A 17,897-nucleotide genomic window follows, 5' to 3' on the forward strand; every position below is an offset into this window, starting at 1 on the left:
TATAGATTATAAAATAATTACATCCATATTTTCAAATTAGGCCTTTATCTTTGCGCCACTATGTCTACAGATCAGAATACATTCCAGGCGATTATATCGCATTGTAAAGAATATGGTTTTGTTTTTCAGTCCAGTGAAATCTATGATGGACTCAGTGCCGTATACGACTATGGTCAGTACGGGGCTGAATTGAAAAAGAACATCAAGGATTACTGGTGGAAAAGCATGACCCAACTGCACGAAAATATCGTGGGGATCGACGCGGCTATCTTTATGCATCCAACTACCTGGAAAGCATCCGGCCACGTGGATAATTTCAGCGATCCGATGATCGATAACAAGGATAGCAATAAACGCTACCGGGTAGATCACCTCATTGAAGGGTATGCAGATACGCTGGAAGCAGCAGACAAAACAGCCCTGCTGGACCAGATGGAGTTACTCCTGAAAGAAAATGACCTGCCGGGATTAAAAACACTGATCGAAGAAAAAAAGATAAAATGCGGTGTGAGTGGTACTGTCAACTGGACAGATGTACGTCAGTTCAACCTGATGTTCTCCACCCAGCTGGGTAGTGTTACAGATGAAGCCAGCGAAATATACCTGCGTCCGGAAACAGCCCAGGGGATTTTTGTGAACTTCCTGAATGTGCAGAAAACCGGCCGTATGAAAGTGCCGTTTGGTATTGCGCAAATCGGTAAAGCATTCCGGAATGAAATCGTAGCCCGTCAGTTTATTTTCCGCATGCGCGAATTTGAACAGATGGAAATGCAGTTCTTCATCCGCCCTGGCACCCAGAAAGAGTGGTATGAGAAATGGAAAGAAGAGCGTATGCAGTGGCACCTGAGCCTCGGTGTAGACCCGGCAAAATATCACTTCAAAGACCACGTGAAGCTGGCGCACTATGCAGATGCTGCCGTAGATATTGAATTTGAATTCCCGTTTGGTTTCAAGGAAGTAGAGGGTATTCACTCCCGTACCGACTTCGATCTGAAACAACACCAGGAACACAGCAGAAAGAAAATACAGTATTTCGATACGGAAATCAACCAGAACTACGTGCCTTACGTGATAGAAACCTCTATCGGTCTGGATCGTATGTTCCTGCTCACGATCTGCAATGCTTATGCAGAGGAAGACCTGAGCACACCGGAAAAAGCAGACAGCCGTGTGGTACTGAAACTGCCTGCTAAACTGGCGCCGATTAAACTGGCTATTTTCCCGCTGACCAAAAAAGATGGCCTGCCGGAAATTGCCCGTGAACTGATGGACAGCTGTAAATCTGCTTTCTATTGTTTCTATGAAGAAAAAGATGCGATCGGAAGACGTTATCGCCGTCAGGATGCTATTGGTACGCCTTTCTGCGTAACCATCGATCATCAGACGAAAGAAGACGGTACTGTTACCATTCGTCACCGCGACAGCATGGAACAGGAACGTGTGCCGATGTCAACAATCAAACAACTGGTATTAGATAAAATCAGCTAAGAGATTACCCGGGCTACGGCAGCCACAGGAAGTATATTCCTGGTTGCCGTGGCCCTTTTTCTTACCCGTACAGCTCCAGGTGTATATCATGTCGGTCGTACCCCATGGCCACAATACGCTGCTTTGCCTCATCAATCATCGCTTTCCACCCACACAGAAAGAAGTTGGCCGGACGTTTGTCTGCCTGCAGCATCTCTTCGTAAATACTGTGCACATAACCTTTTTTGCCGGTCCAGCTTTCATCCCTGGATAAGGTAGGGATATAATGGAAATTGGGTAGCTCTTCCTGCAGCTGCCGCATTTCCGGCGCATATAACAGGTCTTTTTCATAACGGCACCCAAAGATCAGGTAAATCTGCTGGTGCGGTACGTTGTGCAAACGGATGTAATGTGCCATGGAACGGAAAGGGGCAATGCCTGTACCCGTGCATATCAGGAACAGCTCCCGGTCCAACGTTTCCGGCAATACGAAAACGCCCAGCGGACCGCGTACCTGTAATTCGCTCCCCTCCTTGATTTCAGTAAAAAGGTAGGTGCTGCCGACACCCCCTTCCAGCAATACAATTACCAGCTCTATTTCATTGGTGCCATTCGGATGGGAGGCAATGGAATAACTGCGCCAGCGTTTGTTTTTCTTTTCGTGGATAGGAAGGTCCAGTGTCACAAACTGGCCGGGTTTAAAGTCGAAGCGCTCCATATCAGGTATCCGTATCCAGAAGCGGCGGGTGTTGTACGTTTCATCAACCAGTTTGGTTACAATGCCGGTGTGCCATATCTCCTGCATGGAAATTGAGTTTGGTCGTATTGAATATAGTAAAAAAAAACGGGGATTTGTGGTTTCCGCCTTAAAGAAGTGACCACTGCCGGTATCTTGCGCAAGGGTGGTCGTATCACCACCGCCCGGATGGGGATAGCCTGCATAAAACCAAGAGGAGGATTAATCGCGTGATCGAAATTCCGGCAGTTGTCTCCCGCAAAATCAAGAAATCTTCTTTACCTTTGCATTCCTCATGAATTTACAGGCCGTATTACAACTTTTTCAACGTGATGCTCGCCTGCAGGCGCTGGTGAAGGGGATGCAATCACCCACTCCACAATATTTTCAACTGTCTTCCCTTGCCGGGAGTGCAATAAATTTTGTGGCTGTTAGTACCTGGGCACATGCAGATGCGAACCATCTCTTTATCCTGAATGATAAAGAGGAGGCGGCCTATTTCCATAACGATCTGGAACAACTCAGCCAGGCGCTGGATATTTTCTATTTCCCGGACTCTTTCAAAAAGACCGGGCAGTTTCATGAAATCAACAACAGCCATAGCATGTTGCGCACAGAGGCGCTCATGAAGTTTTCCGGCGATCAGGTCCGTAAAAAGATCATGGTTACCTATCCGGAAGCACTATGGGAAAAAGTAGCCGGTAGCATGGCTTTCAGCGCCAACATGGTACAGCTGAAAGTGGGCGACGTACTCAAGGTAGACGACCTGCTGGAGAAGCTGGTAGGATGGGGCTTCAGTGCCACCGACTTTGTTTATGAACCCGGACAATATGCTGTAAGAGGTGGTATCCTGGATATCTACTCTTTTGGTAATGAGAAACCTTACCGTATTGAATTATTCGGAGAAGATATTGATTCTATCCGCCTGTTTGATCCGGAATCCCAGCTGAGTGAACGTAAGCTGACCCAGGTAACCCTCATCGCCAACATGGATACCCATGCGGCAGATCATACCAAAACATCCCTCACCGAATTCCTCCCGGCCAATACCGTCGTGTGGATGAAAGACCCGGCGTATGTGCAGGGCGTCATCGAACAAATGGAGCAGCGCCTGGACGACTGGATGCAAACCGGTCAGAAAGTACGGGTAGATGAAGATGAGGAAATGTTATTGCAGGAAGATGATTTCGTTAAAGCGGCTATCCTGATGAAACAGTTGCTGGAAAGGCATACTGTGGTTTTCGGTAATAAGGAATGGCTCAACGAAAATGGTTTCCCGGCACAGTCTATCGTCTTTGATACGCAGGAACAGCCTGTATTTAACCGGCAATTCGACCTGCTGCTCAAAGACCTGGCGAAACATAACAGTAATAAATACTCCCTTTTTATATTCGCAGATAACCCCCGCCAGCTCGAACGGCTGCGGAGTATCTTCGAAGACCTGAAAGCAGACTTTGTTTTCTTCCCGATTCCGGTAGCTATCAGCTACGGGTTTATCGACCACTCCCTGAAACTGGTTTGTTATACAGACCACCAGATTTTTCAGCGTTTCCACAAATACAAACTGAAACAGGCGTACAACAAGAACAAGGCGATCACCATGAAAACCTTGCGGGAGTTGCAGTCCGGCGACTTTGTGACGCACATTGACCATGGCGTGGGCATGTACAGCGGGTTACAGAAAATAGAAGTAGGCGGTAAAATGCAGGAAGCCATCCGTATTATTTACAAAAACAACGACCTGTTGTATGTAAATATCAACTCCCTGCATAAAATCAGCAAATACACCGGCAAAGAAGGCGTAGAACCCCGTGTGAATAAGCTGGGCAGCGATGCCTGGGATAAGCTGAAAGAGAAGGCGAAAACGCAGGTGAAGGATATTGCCAAAGACCTGATACAGTTATATGCGGTGCGCAAAGCCCAGCAAGGATTTGCACATACACCGGATACTTACCTGCAAACAGAACTGGAAGCTTCCTTTATCTACGAAGATACCCCCGACCAAAGCAAGGCTACGGCTGATGTGAAACGGGATATGGAATCGCCGTCGCCAATGGATCGCCTCGTATGCGGTGATGTAGGCTTCGGTAAAACGGAAGTAGCTATCCGGGCCGCCTTTAAATCTATTGTAGATGGGAAACAGGCTGCCGTATTGGTACCTACTACCATTCTTGCCTTCCAGCATTTCAAAACTTTCTCCGAACGTTTACGTGATTTCCCCTGTACGGTAGATTATCTCAACCGTTTTAAATCTGCCAAAGAGAAAAAAGAAACATTGAAACGCCTGGAAGAAGGCAAAATTGATATCATCGTAGGTACCCATGCCCTGCTGAGCAAAGATGTGAAGTTTAAAGACCTGGGTGTGCTGGTGGTAGATGAAGAACAGAAATTTGGAGTATCAGCCAAAGAAAAGCTGAAACAGATAAAACATAACGTAGATACCCTCACCCTAACGGCAACGCCTATACCGCGTACCCTGCAGTTTTCGTTGATGGGTGCCCGTGACCTTTCCATTATCAATACGCCGCCGCCTAACCGCCAGGCGATTGAAACGGAAGTGCATGTATTTGATCAGGACCTGATCCGCGATGCGATCTACTTTGAAGCCGAAAGAGGCGGACAGGTATACTTCATCCACAACCGCGTAAAAGGATTGAAAGAGATGGCCGGCCTGATACAGGGCCTGTGTCCGGACCTGTCTATCGCCACTGCCCACGGGCAACTGGAAGGCCATCAGCTGGAAGAAGTAATCCTGGACTTCATAGACCGCAAATATGATGTACTGGTATGTACCAACATCGTGGAAAGCGGCGTGGATATACCGAATGCCAATACCATTATCATCAATAATGCGCACCACTTCGGACTGAGTGATTTGCACCAGCTGCGCGGCCGTGTAGGACGAAGCAATAAAAAAGCTTTCTGTTACCTGCTGGCACCTCCGATGAGTACTTTGCCTTCCGACAGCCGTAAAAGGCTGCAAACATTGGAACAGCATAGTGAGCTGGGGAGCGGCTTCCAGATTGCCATGCGCGACCTCGATATACGTGGCGCCGGTAACCTGCTGGGTGGCGAACAAAGCGGATTTATGGCGGAAATAGGATTTGACATGTATCAGAAAATCCTCGACGAAGCCATCCGCGAACTGAAACAAAACGAATTCCGTGATCTCTTTAAAGATCAGCTGGAAGAGAAAAAAGATTTCGTGAGCGACTGTACCATTGATACAGACCTTGAAATCCTGATTCCCGATACTTATATTGAAAGCATCCAGGAACGTCTGAACCTCTATCAGGAACTGGATAATATCACAGAAGAAGGTAAACTGCAGGCTTTTGGTGCAGACCTCACCGACCGTTTTGGCCCGATGCCGGAAGCGGTAAAAGACCTGCTTACCACCATCCGCTGCCGTTGGATGGCGATTCAGCTGGGCTTCGAAAAAATGATGCTGAAAGAAGAAAACCTGCGTTGTTACTTTATTAATAATCCGGACTCTCCTTATTTCGAATCACCTACGTTCAATCATATCTTAACGTATATACAAACCCGTACCAACAACGCCAAACTGAAACAGGTGGGTAAAAACTTTATGCTGGTAGCCAGTCGTATCCGCCATATGAACGACCTGTATGACTTCCTCAAGGCAATGACGGATAGCCGTAAATAAAAATCGCTGTAACATAATTTGCATGTAATCGTTTCATTATCAATGTGAAATGAATGGTTCTGTTTGTGCAGATGAAAAAAAGATAAATTTTTTTGATTGCTTTTATGGAATCAGCAGCGATGCCTACATCATGAAGGCGTAAACAACAACGAAAACAAATTTTTAAACAATAGAAAACAACGACACATGAAAAAGGTAATGTTATTGGCAGCAGGATTATTTTTTGCCTTCAGTTCTTTTGCACAACAGGCAGACAATAAACAACCGGTAAAAAAGATTGAAGTAAACGGAACCGCCGAAATGGAAATTACACCGGACGAAATCTACATCAGCATCTCCCTGAAAGAGTACCTGAAAGGGAAAACCAAAACAGAGATCAGTACCCTGGAAAAACAACTGCAGAAAGCAGTACAGGACGCAGGTATTGCCAAAGAAAACCTGACAATCGAAAATGTATACGGCAATAACTACGACTACTGGGTGAAGAAGAAAAATCCGCTGGAATTTATGGCGCGTAAACAATACCGCCTGAAGCTGAATAAGCTCGACAAAATAAATGATATCCTGGGTGCGGTAGATGCAGAAGGTATCGAAAACACCCGTGTGTCTTCCTATACTTCCAGCAAAATGGAAGAGTACCGCAAAGAAGTAAAAATAAAAGCGTTACAGGCAGCGAAAAACAAAGCTGATTATATGCTGAATGCTATCGGCAGCAAAATCGGTGATGTGATCGAAATCCAGGAAATCAGCACCGATAACTACAGCGATGTACGTCCTGAATACAGCAACGTAATGATGTATAAAGCGGGTGTGGCTGCTGACAATGGTGGAGAAGTATCCAGCATCGAATTTAAAACCATCAAGATCCGTGCAGAAGTAAGAACTGTTTTCGGTATCAGATAATAAAAATACACAACATAAAAAAGGGCATTACGATCACTCGTAATGCCCTTTTTTATGTTGTGTATTTTCAGACTAGAAGCTGTATCTCAGACCCAGCTGCATCTGTGAACGGGATGCAAAAAAGTCTTTGGAATAAGGCGTGCCCGGGTTGGTGAAAGTATAGGTAGGATAACCGTTTACTGGTTTTCCTGCAGCTGTTAAACCAACGCTGGCAGTAGAGTTGAAAGTGTTTGGTGAGAAGTATTGAACACCCCACTCTTTATTCAGCAGATTCGTCAGGTTAATGATATCGTACGTCAGGGTGAGGGTATGTATCTGCTTACCTGCCTTGAAGTTGAAATCCTGGCTGAAACGGAAGTCTGCCTGCACATTCCATGGCGTACGGCCACCATTACGTTCCGTGAAGTCACCTTTACGGCCACGCAGGTATTTATCGTCTTCTACATAGCTCATGAAAGCAGCAGCTTGTTGTTCTGCTGTCTGCGTAGCGGTAGCTGCAAAGAACTTAGCTGCTTCTGTTACATCTTTCGGGATGTAAGCCAGGCTCACCTGCTGTGGTGTACCCTGTACCGTAGCATTTACGAAGCCATAGGTAAATGGTGTACCGGAAGACGCATTGAAGAACAGCGCGAAGTTAGTGATCCATTTTCCTTTGGTACCCCAGTCTTGTTTGTAGTTAACCGTGGAAACGATACGGTTACGAATGTCAAAGTTGGAATAGGCCAGGGTTGGGCTGTTGGGATTCAGTGCCTGATTCAGCTGCCAGTTAGACTCCATAGAGTTACGGATACCGTTGGTCAGGTCTTTAGACTGGCCATAGGTATAAGCTACCATGAAGTTCAGTCCGAATTTGAAAGTTTTATTCACCTGTGCAGTGATGCTGTAGCGGTAACCCTGGTCGGTGTTAGACAACAGGTAAGCGTTGGTATAAGCCGAGTTGATTTTTTTACCGGAGTAAATAGGTTGTTGCTGATGTACATCATAAGCATAGTAAGTAGGATTATCTACCAGGTTCACCTGTTGGAATTTCAGGTCCTTGATTACTTTGGTATAAATACCTTCCAGGGTGAATTTCCACTGGTCGCGGGTGGTGTAATCCACTGCCAGGCTACTTCTCCATACCTGCGGCATTTTGAAGTTGTTGTCGATCAGATCTACCTGTGTAGGCGCCTGTGGATTGTTTACATCCACACCGTTTTGTTTGGCGAAATCAGCGATACCATTCGGTGATGGTTTAGCAGCCGGATTAGGTCCGTTTACAAATGGTTTATCACCTGCTTTCTGATCGTATGCACCATAGGTAACACCATTGTTATAATAAGCATAACCTAACCAGGCGAAAGGAATACGGCCGGTAAACAGGCCGGTACCACCACGTAATACCAGGCTGTTGTCGCCTTTGATATCGTAGTTAAATCCTAAGCGCGGAGAGATCTGTACGTTATTCAGGTAGTTGTTGGTGATATCTTTCGGTAAAGTATACGTATAGGTGTTACCGTAGTTTTTATCTACCGGCGCATTGGTGGTTTTATCACTCAAAGGCTGTCTGTTAGGCAGGCCGGTATAATCAATACGGATACCTGGGGTGATTTTGAAACGGTCGGTGAGTTGAATTTCATCCTGTGCGTATACGCTCAACAGGTTAGCTTTAAACTGTGCCGGAGGATTCGCCATGATATTATCACGGGAGTTGTTGGCATAGTTAAAGTTACCGCGTACGCGCAGTGGTTCGTTTTTCAGGAAGGCTTCAACACTGTTATAGTCCAGACGTCCGTTCCAGGAATTCACAAAACCATAAGTGATGTTATAGAACTCGTTGTGTGTACCTAAGGTGATGGTATGGTTGCCTTTGAATAAGGTAACGTTATCGGTTATTTCAAAGGTTTTCTGTTTCATGTTGAAGATACTGGCTTCACGGTCTGTACCCAGGAAGATGGTAGAACCAGGAGTTTTTCCTTTGATCTGGATCTGTGGAACCGAAGGATCAGACAGCGGATCACGATAGTCATGTACACTGGAGTAGCCCAGTATCAGGGTATTGGAAAGTGTATTGGAGAAATTACTTTTCAATTCTGCTACCGTAGATGTCTGGTTGTTTACCTGTTTGAAGTCGATACCTTTAAAACGGAAGTTTTGCTGGTCGCGTTCCAGGTTGGTGGCTTCAGACAGAATGGTGTTGTTACGTACAGACAACTGGTGTTTGTCGTTGATGTGCCAGTCTATTCTATTGAAGAATTTAGTAGAGTTGGAATAGATGCTGGTATTACCTGCAGTGCCGGCATCCACACCATATTCTTTCATTTTGGCAGTGATTTTATCCGCATCTTCCTGTGTGAGGATACCACCACCATCAGCAGAACCTGCGGCCAGAATTACCGGGTCTACGCGACGGGTGATTTCTTCATTGGTAAAGAAAAACAGTTTGTCTTTGATGATCGGAAAACCTAAACGAACACCGGTCTGGTAGTCGTGAAAATCGCTGGGCAGTTTGGAACCGTCACCGATTTTATTTTTACCGATCATGCCGGCATTACGGCCATAACCGTAGATGGAACCATGGAATTCGTTGGTACCGCTGCGGGTTACCGCGTTGATGCTACCACCGAGGAAGTTACCCACTTTCACATCGAAGGGAGCCAGTAATACCTGAATATCCTGGATCGCATCCAGCGATACCGGGTTGGAGCGGGTGCTGCTACCTGGTTGACCGCTGGTATTGCTTTGTCCGCCGAGAGAAGGACTGAAGCCAATCGCATCATTATTGATCGCACCATCCAGCGTTACGTTGTTGTAACGGTAGTTGGTACCCAGGAAAGAGTTGTTGTTGCTTTGCGGCGTCACGCGGGTGAGGTCCTGCAGGCTGCGGCTGAGTGTAGGCAGGCTTTTGATCTGGTCCTGTCCTACGCGGGTGCCGCCGGCTTTGCCGCCGCCGGTGCTGCCGGTGATAACTACCTCACTTAATGCGGTAGATTCTTCCTGCAGTTTGAAGTTAAAGCTGGTAGTACCCAGTGCAAGGTTTACATCTTCTTTTACTTCTTTTTTATACCCGATAAAGGATACCGTAATGGTATACGGTCCGCCGGGATTCAGATTCGGCAATAAATAACGGCCGTCTGCATTGGTTTGTACACCTGACTTTGCGCCGGTGCTTTTGTTTACCACTACCACTGTAACGCCTGGAATGGCTTGTCCACCGGGATCAGATACTTTACCTGATACAAGGGAGGTAGTGATTTGTGCGTGTGACGTGGTTGAAAAAACTAATACAATAAAGCTAGCTAATAACGTAACGAATGATTTCATAAAGCTGAGTGTGAGTGTTATTACGCAGCAAAGGACGTTGTCTAAAACAAACAGAATGTTAACAGATCATTATGGAATTGTTAAGGACCCCTTAAAACAGGCTTAAATTAGATAGGTTGGCGTATCTATAGGTTTAGATAGTATCAGTTTTTGCTTTCAGTATGAATTGAAAGTTAAGAAATCAAGAAAAAAGGGATAGAAATTAATTGTTATCTGAATGTGAACAATAAAAGAATTAAAGTAACCTTAATGTATATACGAAAATAAAAAGGCCCTGTTTAAATAAACAGGGCCGCTTCGGAAAAGTTTAAAAAATCTTAATAAATATTGACTTTGAAAGTCCCGTCCGTTAATGGTTTTTCAGTTTCACCACTGGTTAATTTTCCGGAGAATGTTCCCTCCGCGTATTTACTATTAATACTCGTTATTTTCACTTGTATGTTACTGCCGGTGTAACCTGGTTCCAGCTTTTCTATATGCATCAGCGACATTTCAATGTTTTTGTCGAAAGTACCTGCTGCCGGTGCTTCCGGAAATGTCACCATCAATTCCATGTGATGTTTGAAGTTGTTGGTTACCCCATCAATGACAAGCGTCTTTTTACGGGCAATTACAGTATCGCTCATATAGGCCTGGGTTTCATTGGAGATATACTTGTCGTTACCCAGTTTAAAGGAGATATAGGTGTCTGGTTTGGGCTCGTCCTTTTTATTATTACAGCCAACCAGGCCTACTCCTGCTATGGCAACCATGGCTGCCATTAATAATGTAGTAATACGCATAGTGTATAGTATGAGGTATAAAGATGTATTGGTCAGATGCCATTTTTGATAACGGGAAACCGTTACCGGCTACAAAAGAGCAGCAGCCGGCAACAATTTAGATAAGTATAGGATACCGGTTATGTATACTGGCATAGGGATAAATACGCTGCAATATATAAAGAAAAAAATAAATTATTATTTTTATTTATAAGTAAAAGCTTAACTAATTGGTTCTCATAGCAGATATGTCCGACTGTTGCTGTCGCATAACCGCCTGCATAAAATAGCATATTTAACAATATTTTTGTGTCTTTATTACGTATTATTACGGGGTTACCAAAAGTTTATATAAACGCACATTTATGTCATCGGAAGTTATAAAGCAATTACAGGAGGCGGTACAGTTTTCGCCGGAAAATGTGCCTTTAAGAATGCACCTGGCCCAGGTGCTGCTACAGGACTACGAATACATCGCCGCGGAAGAACAGTACCGGAAAGTACTGGAACTCTCTGCCTCCAATACAGACGCGCAGCTCGGACTGGCCCGCACTTTTTATCACCAACAGAAATACTCCGCCGCTATAGTTGTACTGGAACAGCTGGAGCACCGGGAGCCTGATCATTTTGATGCGCTCCTGCTGCACTGCCGTATCCTGGTAAAGGAAAAATCCATGGCACAGGCCCGCGAAATATATCAGCACCTGTTGCAACTGAATCCCGGATTTCGCGACGAAGCGCTGGACGGTTATTTCCGCGTTTCACAGCAGCAACCGGTTTCCTTTAGCAATGATGAGGACGAAGAGGAAGATGAAGAGAAACTGTTTACCCTGGAAAAACCGGATATCAATTTTTCTGATGTAGGTGGAATGGAAAGAGAGAAGCAGGAAATCGATCTTAAAATCATCAAGCCACTGCAGTTCCCGGATCTGTATAAAGCCTACGGGAAAAAAGCAGGCGGTGGTATCCTGCTGTATGGCCCGCCGGGATGTGGTAAAACCTACCTGGCCCGCGCTACCGCCGGACAAATACAGGCCGAATTTATCAATGTGGGTATCCACGACGTATTGGATATGTGGATGGGCAACAGTGAGAAAAACCTGCATAGCCTCTTTGAGCTGGCCCGCCAGAGCAAACCCTGTGTACTCTTTTTTGATGAAGTAGACGCCCTGGGTGCAAACCGTTCTGCTATGCGCAACAGCGGTACCAGTCACCTGATTAATCAGTTCCTGGCTGAAATGGACGGCATTGCGGCCAACAACGAAAATGTACTGATAATCGGCGCTACCAACGCTCCCTGGAGCCTGGACCCCGCGTTCCGTCGCCCCGGCCGCTTCGACCGGATCATTTTTGTGGCGCCACCGGAACAGGATGGCCGGGAGGAAATACTGAAACTCCAGCTACGCAACAAACCGGTGGAAGACCTGGATTATACGGCACTGGCAAAAGCTACCTCCGGGTATTCCGGCGCCGATCTGAACGCCATTGTGGACCTGGCCATAGAAGAAAAACTGCTGGAAGCCCTGCAAAAAGGCGCCCCGCAGCCTATTTCCCAGAAAACATTACTGAAAGCCGCCAAAACACATAAGCCTACTACCAGGGAATGGTTTAATACGGCCCGTAATTATGCACTTTATTCAAATGAAACAGGTCTCTATGATGAAGTATTGAAGTACCTGGATATTAAGAAATAACACTTATGGCTGTATTAATTCAGCGGGCCCAGTTCCTTTTGGAACAAGGCCGCTATCAGGATGCACTGACTACTTTGCGGCAACACCTGAGTACCAGCGCCCATGATACAGATGCCCTGTTTTTGCTGGCGGTTTGTTATATGGAGATGAATAACGAGGAGGAAGCTGCCGGGATTGTCAGCAATACCCTGAGTTTTGCACCGGACGACGACCGTTTTCTGTATTTGCAGGCCCGTTTGTTCCTCAATAAAAATCAGTTTAATGAGGCCATCAGGGCCATCGGCAATGCAGTAGCCATCAACCCTTACCGGGCTGATTATTTTGGCATGTGGAGCCAGATATTACTGTTTAAAAAAGATTACCAGGGTGCGTTGCAGAAAGCAGAAGAAGGATTGGCCATCAATCCGGAAGATGAATCCTGCCTGAACCTGCGGTCGCATGCCCTGTTTAACCTGGGCAAAAAAGAAGAAGCGTTTTCTGATCTGCATGAAGCACTGGAACATAACCCGGAGAATGCCTATACACACGCCAACCTCGGCTGGAAGTGGCTGGAAGCCGGCGATCATCGGAAGTCGCTGGAGCATTTCAGGGAATCCCTGAAACTGGATCCTACCCAGACCTGGGCAAAAAATGGGATGGTCCAGGCGATGAAGGCGCGGTATTGGTTATACCGGCAATTCCTGAACTATGCATTTTTTATGGGTCGTCAGAAAGCCGGTACACAATGGATTATTATCATTGGTATTTTCATCCTGACACAGATTGCCAGCAGGGTGTTTTTCCCGGTATACGTTTTACTGGCGTTACTGGCGGTTTCCACCTGGTTGATCGTACCGGTAAGTAATCTGTTTCTCCGGCTGAACCCTTACGGCAGATATGCGCTCACACCGGAACAAACCAACGTATCCAATTGGGTAGGTATCCTGTTGGGAACAGGATTGCTGGCGGCAATAGCCTATTGGGTAACCGCTATACCGGCTTTATTATCACTGGCTATAGGTGCAGGCGTATTGCTGCTGCCGGTATCCAGTATGTATGCGGCTAACGCTCCTAAGAGCCGCCGTATTTTCCGCTGGTATACCCTGGCACTGGCAGTATGTGGTTTGCTGGGAGTAGGATTCACCTTCATTACAGCTGATCCTTTTAATATATTCGTGACCGTTATGCTGATAGGGGTATTCCTGTATCAGTTCCTGGCGAATTATATTATCTCAAGAGAAGCATAATATACCAATATATAAATGTTACGCATGGGGTACCGCATCAGCGGTAATACCATGCGTAATTTTTTTATGTAGATCCGCTGAAATGCAGGTGTTGGAGCGTGCTGTCAGGTATAAGGGGGCAGATAGGAAAGCCATAAAACAATAAGGCATGCTATTCAGTAATAGCATGCCTTATTATTTATTTTTAATGCGGAATATTAAGCGTCGATCTTCGCATATTTTGCATGCGATTCGATGAAGGCTCTGCGTGGAGGTACTTCATCACCCATCAGCATACTGAATACGCGGTCAGCTTCTGCAGCGCTTTCAATTGTTACCTGTTTCAGGGTACGTTGTTCCGGATTCATGGTAGTATCCCACAGCTGCTCGGCGTTCATCTCTCCCAAACCTTTATAACGCTGTAGGGTTACGCTGTCTTCTCTGCCGGCGCCTGCCAGTTTAGAAGTAGCTGCTTTACGCTGCTCTTCCGTCCAGGCGTAGATCTGTTCTTTCCCTTTTTTCACGAGGTACAATGGCGGCTGGGCAATGTATACATAGCCTTGTTCTACCATCGCTTTCATATAACGGAAAATGAAAGTCAGAATCAGGGTGGCAATGTGGCTTCCATCCACATCGGCATCCGTCATGATGATCAGTTTATGATAACGCAGTTTGGAAAGGTTCAGTGCTTTGTCATCTTCTTCGGTACCAATGGTTACACCCAATGCGGTGAAGATATTTTTGATCTCATTGTCTTCGTAGATCTTGTGCTCCATGGCTTTCTCTACGTTCAGGATCTTACCACGCAGTGGCAGGATAGCCTGGAAGTTACGGTTACGGCCTTGTTTGGCAGTACCACCCGCCGAGTCACCTTCCACCAGGTACAGTTCACATTTGGTAGGATCGTTGTCGGAGCAATCGGCCAGCTTACCAGGTAAGCCACTACCGGTCATTACGCTTTTACGTTGTACCAGCTGACGGGCTTTCCGGGCGGCTTCCCGCGCCTGGGCTGCCAGCACTACTTTATTGATAACGGTTTTAGCTTCACGTGGATTTTCTTCCAGGAAGGCATCCAGTACAGCAGCTACAGAGCTGTCTACCACACCCATTACATCGGAGTTACCGAGTTTGGTTTTGGTCTGCCCTTCAAATTGCGGCTCCGGTACCTTTACGCTGATAATAGCGCTCAGACCTTCGCGGAAGTCATCTCCGGTAACTTCTACCTTCGATTTCTCGAACATTTTATTTTTATCACCATAGGATTTGAACACACGGGTAATCGCACGGCGGAAACCTGCCACGTGGGTACCTCCTTCAATGGTGTTGATATTATTAACGTAGGAGAAGATGTTTTCACTGAAAGCATCATTATATACCAGTGCTACTTCCACAGCCACATTAGAAGCCGCATCGTGCGTTTCTACGTAGATAGGAGCCGGCAGCAGCGGGTTACGGCGACCGTTTTTATCCAGCATCTGGATGAATTCACGGATACCGCCTTCACTGTAAAACGTTTCGCTGAAGATGTTGCCTTCTTCATCCTTTTCACGTTCGTCGGTGAGGGTGATTTTGATTTTACGGTTCAGGTAAGACAACTCACGCAGACGGCCAGCCAGGATTTCACGGTTGTAGGTGGTTTCCTTGAAGATTTCACCATCGGGTTTGAAATGAACGGTGGTACCGGTAATATCGCTCACGCCTGTTTCCCGTACCGGGTATTGTGGAGCACCCCGCTGGTATTCCTGTTCAAACAGTTTGCCATCCCGTTCTACCGTTACGTACAGTCTTTCACTCAGTGCGTTTACGCAACTCACACCTACCCCGTGCAAACCACCGGATACTTTATAGGTGTTTTTATCGAATTTACCACCGGCATGGAGTACAGTCATTACCACCTCCAGTGCAGAACGTCCTTCTTTCGGGATGATTCCGGTAGGGATACCACGACCGTCATCCTTTACCCGGATGGAATTATCTGTGAGAATGGTAACATCTATGTTCTTGCAATAACCAGCCAGGGCCTCATCGATAGAGTTATCCACTACCTCATAAACGAGGTGGTGAAGGCCTTTAATGCCGATATCGCCGATATACATAGCCGGACGCTTACGTACAGCTTCCAGACCTTCCAATATCTGAATACTCCCCGCATCATATCCGTTGCTGGGGCTAGGTGCTTGCACTAATTCTTCGCTCATATGTTGGTGTAAAATCTATTAGAAATAAAATCGGTAGACAATCATGCAAAAATACGAAAAATAAGCCTTATTCCCACAAAAGAACCCCTGTTTTTAAGTAGGGAGGATGTGGTTTTTTTTAGCTACAGTTTGCCGGCTCCGGCAATTTCCTTTACCCCGGTAAATAAAGTTTTCCACACCAGGTTGAAAAAAGACTTCCGGATATCCCGGGTATAGGTCACATTCGCTACCCGTACCTGCTCCCCTTCCAAAGGATTACTGGCTTTGATAACCAATGTATTAGCTACCAGACTGACCAGTCCTTTCCGCTGAAATCCGCGGTGTTCCCGGTCTTGTTTTAAGATGGCTATTTTCAGGTGCTGGTACAGCAGCTGCACTTTTGCGGCAGCTTTGTACTCATCTCCTTTAATATGGAACTTTAATTCCTGGAGATCACAGGAGCGGATTTCAACTTTGGCCAGCGGCTGCGTGGCTACGTTGAGATCTTTCCCGTTCATATTATTCAGTTGCCCGGAAACCGAGAAACGGCCTGAGGGGTCATGCAGGAGGAAGTCAAAGCGGGCCTTCAGTTTACCGCTTTGCATAAAAATGGCATCTACATCCGCCACCAGGTGGTTGTTTTTGGCGACCATGGTATCTATATTGGTAATATTCCGGAGGGTGCCGTGGATATGGCCAAATTGTACCAGTCCTGTTTGCTGCGACTCCGGATTCAGCTCGGTATACCGGATATCAATGTTGTTGCCGGTAAGCGTATCAATATAAAGGGGTAATGATAACCTGGCCAGCTGCTGCTGGGGAAATTGTCCCAGTTTATTGCCCGGCGGCAGCGGCAGCATCCGGTTCCGGTAGATATTTATTTTGCCACTCTGTATGTTTACATGCTGCGCCCATATCTGTTGTTCCTGTAACAGCAGCCGGGGATGCAGGGCGCCCACGCGGATGTTGTTCAGCACTACTTCAAAACGATCAGTCTGTACACCGGTTTTTTGCTGAAAGGCCACTTTGTCGTAGCGGGGAGCTACTTCAAACTGATCGATATGTAGGTCGCTTTGGGCGGCATTGTAGTTGATACCGCGTACATGCAACCAGTAAAGGCTGTCGGCGGTTCTGCCGGAGTAGTCCTTCATGCCTATTTCGTAATTCCGGGCATATAAAAAGCGGGTAGGATCATCCAGCGACAGGGAATCTATCAGAAAATCGTTTACCCGTACCCGTAAGTGATGAAACTGATGCATCACCCGGGAGGAATCTTTTCGGGTAAACCGGTATTTGAAATCTGTGCTGTCCAGTATCAGTTTTCCGATAAGGATGGATTTCATTTTGGAAGAGATATGCTGATAGGCGGTTTGCGGCTGGCTGGTATCGCGGGTGCGGGCATCCTGCTCCATCATGATACGGGCGCCGCTTACTTTAAGGAAACCAGCATGCAGCTCTTTTTGAATGAAATAGCGCCAGGGTTTGAAATATTTCAGTTCCAGCCGGGCAATGGCAATCCGGTAGGTGGCTTCGGGCGCCTGGCGTTTGTTGAGCAGCTGCTGGTACTTTACCGTGTCCATCTCCATATCCAGACTGTCGATGGTAACACTGCCGGAGAATACGTCCAGGCGGGCCTCCCGGAAATGCAGCGTATAAAGACTATCTGAAAGATCTGCTACATAGCCGGGGAGTTCCTGCCGGAGCAGGGTGTTCCAGTGCCGGTTCAGGTACCAGCCGGTACATAGCAGTATAAGGGCGGCAATACCTATTATAGTAAGGACGATTTTAAAGAATTTGCGGGGATTAAACAGCTTTTTCTCCATCAGGAAGGCATATACGAAATCCGTACCAACATAACTGCAGATATAAGTAAGGGAAAGTTCTTATGTTAGGAGTACTTTGTAAGTGTATTGTCAAAACCAGTTTCATTTAATTTCGAATCACTAAATTTGTGAGGTTTTTAACATTAGATAAGTGAAATAAC

Annotated in this window: 10 protein-coding genes; 5 read left to right on the forward strand and 5 right to left on the reverse strand. The window is 46.3% G+C overall.

Annotated elements, in window-relative coordinates:
• The first annotated feature begins 60 nt into the window (after positions 1 to 60).
• Positions 61 to 1,488 carry a glycine--tRNA ligase gene (locus OL444_RS04880; protein WP_264734353.1) on the forward strand — a complete coding sequence of 476 codons (1,428 nt, stop codon included), beginning with the start codon at positions 61 to 63 and terminating at the stop codon, positions 1,486 to 1,488.
• A gap of 61 nt (positions 1,489 to 1,549) precedes the next feature.
• Here the strand turns inward: OL444_RS04880 and OL444_RS04885 are convergent, their stop codons facing one another.
• Positions 1,550 to 2,272: a ferredoxin--NADP reductase gene (locus OL444_RS04885; RefSeq protein ID WP_264734352.1), complete on the reverse strand. Its 723-nt coding sequence runs from the start codon at positions 2,270 to 2,272 to the stop codon at positions 1,550 to 1,552.
• A 226-nt stretch (positions 2,273 to 2,498) separates the two neighbouring features.
• Here OL444_RS04885 and mfd point away from each other — a divergent pair, with 226 nt between their 5' ends.
• Both mfd and OL444_RS04895 read left to right on the forward strand, forming a co-directional pair.
• Positions 2,499 to 5,870 (forward strand): transcription-repair coupling factor, encoded by a 3,372-nt coding sequence (gene mfd, locus OL444_RS04890; RefSeq protein ID WP_264734351.1) that lies wholly within the window; start codon positions 2,499 to 2,501, stop codon positions 5,868 to 5,870.
• A 186-nt stretch (positions 5,871 to 6,056) separates the two neighbouring features.
• Complete coding sequence (locus OL444_RS04895; RefSeq protein WP_264734350.1) at positions 6,057 to 6,773, forward strand: SIMPL domain-containing protein; 717 nt, start codon at positions 6,057 to 6,059, stop codon at positions 6,771 to 6,773.
• A 72-nt stretch (positions 6,774 to 6,845) separates the two neighbouring features.
• On the opposite strand, the gene OL444_RS04900 is transcribed toward OL444_RS04895, so the two are convergent.
• Both OL444_RS04900 and OL444_RS04905 read right to left on the reverse strand, forming a co-directional pair.
• Positions 6,846 to 10,076, reverse strand: coding sequence for a TonB-dependent receptor (locus OL444_RS04900; RefSeq protein WP_264734349.1), 3,231 nt, complete (start codon positions 10,074 to 10,076; stop codon positions 6,846 to 6,848).
• A 317-nt stretch (positions 10,077 to 10,393) separates the two neighbouring features.
• Positions 10,394 to 10,858: a hypothetical protein gene (locus OL444_RS04905; protein WP_264734348.1), complete on the reverse strand. Its 465-nt coding sequence runs from the start codon at positions 10,856 to 10,858 to the stop codon at positions 10,394 to 10,396.
• A gap of 344 nt (positions 10,859 to 11,202) precedes the next feature.
• Between OL444_RS04905 and OL444_RS04910 the strand changes: the two genes are divergently transcribed.
• Both OL444_RS04910 and OL444_RS04915 read left to right on the forward strand, forming a co-directional pair.
• Positions 11,203 to 12,531 carry an AAA family ATPase gene (locus OL444_RS04910; RefSeq protein WP_264734347.1) on the forward strand — a complete coding sequence of 443 codons (1,329 nt, stop codon included), beginning with the start codon at positions 11,203 to 11,205 and terminating at the stop codon, positions 12,529 to 12,531.
• Positions 12,532 to 12,536: 5 nt separating this feature from the next.
• Positions 12,537 to 13,757 carry a tetratricopeptide repeat protein gene (locus OL444_RS04915; RefSeq protein WP_264734346.1) on the forward strand — a complete coding sequence of 407 codons (1,221 nt, stop codon included), beginning with the start codon at positions 12,537 to 12,539 and terminating at the stop codon, positions 13,755 to 13,757.
• Positions 13,758 to 13,954: 197 nt separating this feature from the next.
• Here OL444_RS04915 and gyrB read toward each other — a convergent pair whose 3' ends face one another.
• Together gyrB and OL444_RS04925 are read right to left on the reverse strand one after the other, a co-directional pair.
• Entirely contained in the window at positions 13,955 to 15,934 is a 1,980-nt protein-coding gene (gyrB, locus tag OL444_RS04920) for a DNA topoisomerase (ATP-hydrolyzing) subunit B (RefSeq protein WP_264734345.1), read from the reverse strand.
• A 122-nt stretch (positions 15,935 to 16,056) separates the two neighbouring features.
• Positions 16,057 to 17,736: a hypothetical protein gene (locus OL444_RS04925; RefSeq protein ID WP_264734344.1), complete on the reverse strand. Its 1,680-nt coding sequence runs from the start codon at positions 17,734 to 17,736 to the stop codon at positions 16,057 to 16,059.
• Between the last annotated feature and the right edge of the window lie 161 nt (positions 17,737 to 17,897).

The organism is Chitinophaga nivalis (assembly GCF_025989125.1).
GTDB lineage: Bacteria > Bacteroidota > Bacteroidia > Chitinophagales > Chitinophagaceae > Chitinophaga > Chitinophaga nivalis.